This window comes from uncultured Romboutsia sp. (assembly GCF_958366745.1).
Lineage (GTDB): Bacteria > Bacillota > Clostridia > Peptostreptococcales > Peptostreptococcaceae > Romboutsia > Romboutsia timonensis.
This window is the reverse complement of record NZ_CATXCO010000243.1, coordinates 1-3389: the sequence shown is the minus strand read 5'-3', so window position 1 is coordinate 3389 and position 3389 is coordinate 1. Positions and strand designations below refer to the sequence as shown.

Below are 3389 nucleotides of genomic sequence, written 5' to 3'. Positions count from 1 at the left end.
AATACCCCCGTCGTAAAATCCGACGGGGGTATTTTCACTCAACTAATTATGCTATTTTATAGTCTTCTTCCTTTAAAAGCTTCGCAGCTTCTTTATCTAATATTAAAACTATATCACTATGAAACTGCAATATAGATGCTGGTACTTCGGGCACTACTTTTCCATATACAGTATTGTAAATAGCTTCAGCCTTATTTTCTCCTGTTGCAATTAACATTATTTTTCTACTTTTAAATATTGATCCAACTCCCATTGTTATTGCTTTTTTAGGAACATCTTCTATATTATCAAAGAATCTTGAGTTTGCTTCTATTGTAGAGTCTTCTAACTGTACTAAATGAGTTCCCTTTTCAAAGTTTATTGTTGGCTCATTAAACCCTATATGTGCATTGTTTCCTATTCCTAATACTTGTATATCTACTCCACCAGCTTCTTTAATTAACTCATCATATCTTTCACATTCAGCATCAACATCATCTGTCATACCATTTGGTATGTGTATATTTTCTGGATTTATATTTATATGGTCAAATAAATTTTTATACATAAAATAATGATAACTTTGGTCATTTTCTTTAGGTAATTTATAATATTCATCTAAATTAAATGTTCTTACTTCTGAAAAATCAATATCCCCTTTTTTATTAAGACTTACTAAATTTTCATACATTCCTATAGGTGTAGAGCCTGTTGCAAGACCTAAAACTGAATTTGGCTTTAAAGTTACTTGACTTAATATCATTTGTGCAGCTTTTTTACTTACTTCTTCATAATTTTCACAAACTATTATTCTCATATAATCCACCTCAATTTAATTTATCTTATTGTATATTGTATCGCCTTCTACTATAGTAGCTAAGCAATCCATATTCTCATTAAATATAGCTATATCTGCATCTTTACCTATTTCTAAACTTCCCTTTTTATAATCTACTTTTATTGATTTTGCAGGGTTTAAAGATGCCAAGTTTATTGCTTCGTATATATTTAAGTTTGTATTTTCTTTAAAATTATATACTGCTTTATTTAAAGTTAGTACACTTCCTGCTAAACTTCCACTTGCTATCCTTGCATAGTTATCTTTAACATATACAGTTTGACCACCTAAATCATATTCACCGTCAGGCATACACCCAGCTCTCATAGAGTCTGTAATTAATACTAATTTATCTTTTCCTTTACTATTAATTACAAATTGGAATAATTCTTTGTTTATATGTATTTTATCTGCTATTAATTCACAGTACATATCTGACATTAAACCTAATCCAACAACTCCTGGATTTCTATGATTTAAAGGAGTCATACCATTAAATAAATGTGTTATATTAGTTACTCCTAAATCTTTAGCTTCTTTTCCAGTACTATAACTAGCATCACTATGACATATTGATAAAACTATATCTGTTTCTTTTTTTACTTGTTTTGTGAATTCAAAATCTTTATCCTCTTCTGGTGAATATGATATTACTTTTATAATGTCTGTGTAATCTTTTATAAAGTCAAAGCTTGGTTTATATATATACTTAGGATTTTGTGCACCTTTATATTTTTCATTGATAAAAGGTCCTTCCATATGTGCACCTAATACTTTTGCACCTTTAATACTTTTATTTTTAGCTTTTATTATATTATCAAAGGCTTTATAAATTCTTTCAGGTGACATAGTCATTGTAGTTGGTAGAAAAGATGTAACTCCAGTTTCTGCTAATCCTTTACTTATAATCTCTACTGCATTTTCATCTTCATCCATGGCGTCAAATCCCTTGCATCCATGTATATGTATATCTATAAGCCCCGGACATACATAGTTTTCTTTTGCATCTATAATCTCACAATTAGTTGGTACTTCATCACATATATCTATTATCTTTTTATCAAATACTATTACTTTATTTTCTAAAACACCATTTTTTAAAACAATTTTACCATTTACAACTGCTTTCATATTATCCCCCTATTCAGTCATCATAATTTGGTATTGATGTTTATCACTTGTAAAAATTGATATAGTATACTCTAATATGCTTTGGTCTTTGGTATATACTTTTCTATCAAATTTTAAAGCAAGTGAATTTATATCTCTGTTTAAAAGTTTTGAGCTCTCTTTATTTAATGTTATTGGTTCTATTGTTTGTATTGCTTTTTCTATTTTATGATTATATTCCTCTCTAAATACCCTATATAAAGAATCTTCTTCTTTTAGAACTTCTTTTAATCCAGCACACATTTTTTCTGGAATATATACAGTTTCTAAAGCAAAAGGCTCATTATCTATTATTCTAAGCCTTTTTATTTTATAAATAAGCTCATGTTCATTTTTTATACTTAAATTCTCTCTTATAATTTTATTCTGAACACCTATTTCAAATTCTAATATCTTATTATTTATATTAAAACCTCGTTCACTCATAACTTCTGTAAAACCTTTTAACTTTTGAAATCTATACTGTTGTTTTTTATATGATACAAAAGTTCCCTTACCTTGTCTTCTTTCTAATAAGCCTTCATTTACTAAATTTATAATTGCCTTGTTTACTGTCATTCTACTAATATTTTGAAGTTTGCAAAGTTCTCTTTCTGGCATTAGGCTTGCACCTTCTTCAAGTTCTTTACTTTCTATCATATCTTTAATTATTTGATAAAGTTGAATATGAAGTGCTATGTCTAAATTTTTGTCTACTATTTTCATTTTTCACCATTTTCATTATTTTTATATTGGTATATACCAATATGGTAGTGCAAACAATTTCCTAAGTCAACTTATTTTGCAAAATTATTATTTATTATAATTTTAATTATAATAATTTATATATAAATACACATCAGATGCTTAAATCATTAGCAGTTGGGATTATAATTTATCCTCAAAGCAAGTAATTTATAATTTCTTAGTATATAAAAATAAGGCTATGTTAGCCATCTTTGTGATAAATATGACATAAAAATAACCATACCTTAGTATTTTCAACACATTGAATTCTAAGGTGTGGTTGCTTCTATAACTTACTATAAATTGTTCGTAATATATTAACAATACGGGTTATCTTTTTACTTTTTTAATAATTTTCTAAGTATAAGAAAAGAATAAGCTACTGTAACAAATATTCCAATGAAAGATATTATATATATAACTGTTGACATCCAACTTCCTATAAATAAGAATTTAAAGTTTTTTGGGTCAAAAAGTGTGAAAACATAACTTATACTATCATGAACTGCGTCATTATTTAAAAACGTTAAAGCTAATCCTGCAACTAATCCCATTATTAAATCTATGTGTTCCTTCATATTACTCCTCCATAATCCCATTATTTTTATTTCTTGTTTATAATACCTGAATTGTATAATTAAATCAGACAAATATATAAACAAAAAAAGACACTTAT

At 26.9% G+C, this 3389-nt stretch carries 4 protein-coding genes; all 4 read right to left on the bottom strand.

What is annotated here, in order from left to right; all coding sequences use genetic code 11:
• Positions 1-46 precede the first annotated feature (46 nt).
• Positions 47-796 carry a glucosamine-6-phosphate deaminase gene (nagB, locus tag Q5F54_RS12105; protein ID WP_071120254.1) on the bottom strand — a complete coding sequence of 250 codons (750 nt, stop codon included), beginning with the start codon at positions 794-796 and terminating at the stop codon, positions 47-49.
• A gap of 15 nt (positions 797-811) precedes the next feature.
• Entirely contained in the window at positions 812-1948 is a 1137-nt protein-coding gene (gene nagA / locus Q5F54_RS12100) for an N-acetylglucosamine-6-phosphate deacetylase (protein ID WP_288526732.1), read from the bottom strand.
• A gap of 9 nt (positions 1949-1957) precedes the next feature.
• Positions 1958-2692, bottom strand: a complete 735-nt coding sequence (locus tag Q5F54_RS12095; protein ID WP_288526733.1) for a GntR family transcriptional regulator — start codon at positions 2690-2692, stop codon at positions 1958-1960.
• A gap of 359 nt (positions 2693-3051) precedes the next feature.
• Positions 3052-3291, bottom strand: coding sequence for a hypothetical protein (locus tag Q5F54_RS12090; protein ID WP_281537575.1), 240 nt, complete (start codon positions 3289-3291; stop codon positions 3052-3054).
• Positions 3292-3389: the final 98 nt, after the last annotated feature.

Bases quoted from the DNA above. Each gene is read 5' to 3' on its own strand.
- nagB (WP_071120254.1), bottom strand. From the start codon at position 796: ATGAGAATAATAGTTTGTGAAAATTATGAAGAAGTAAGTAAAAAAGCT.
- Q5F54_RS12090 (WP_281537575.1), bottom strand. From the start codon at position 3,291: ATGAAGGAACACATAGATTTAATAATGGGATTAGTTGCAGGATTAGCT.
- Q5F54_RS12095 (WP_288526733.1), bottom strand. From the start codon at position 2,692: ATGAAAATAGTAGACAAAAATTTAGACATAGCACTTCATATTCAACTT.
- nagA (WP_288526732.1), bottom strand. From the start codon at position 1,948: ATGAAAGCAGTTGTAAATGGTAAAATTGTTTTAAAAAATGGTGTTTTA.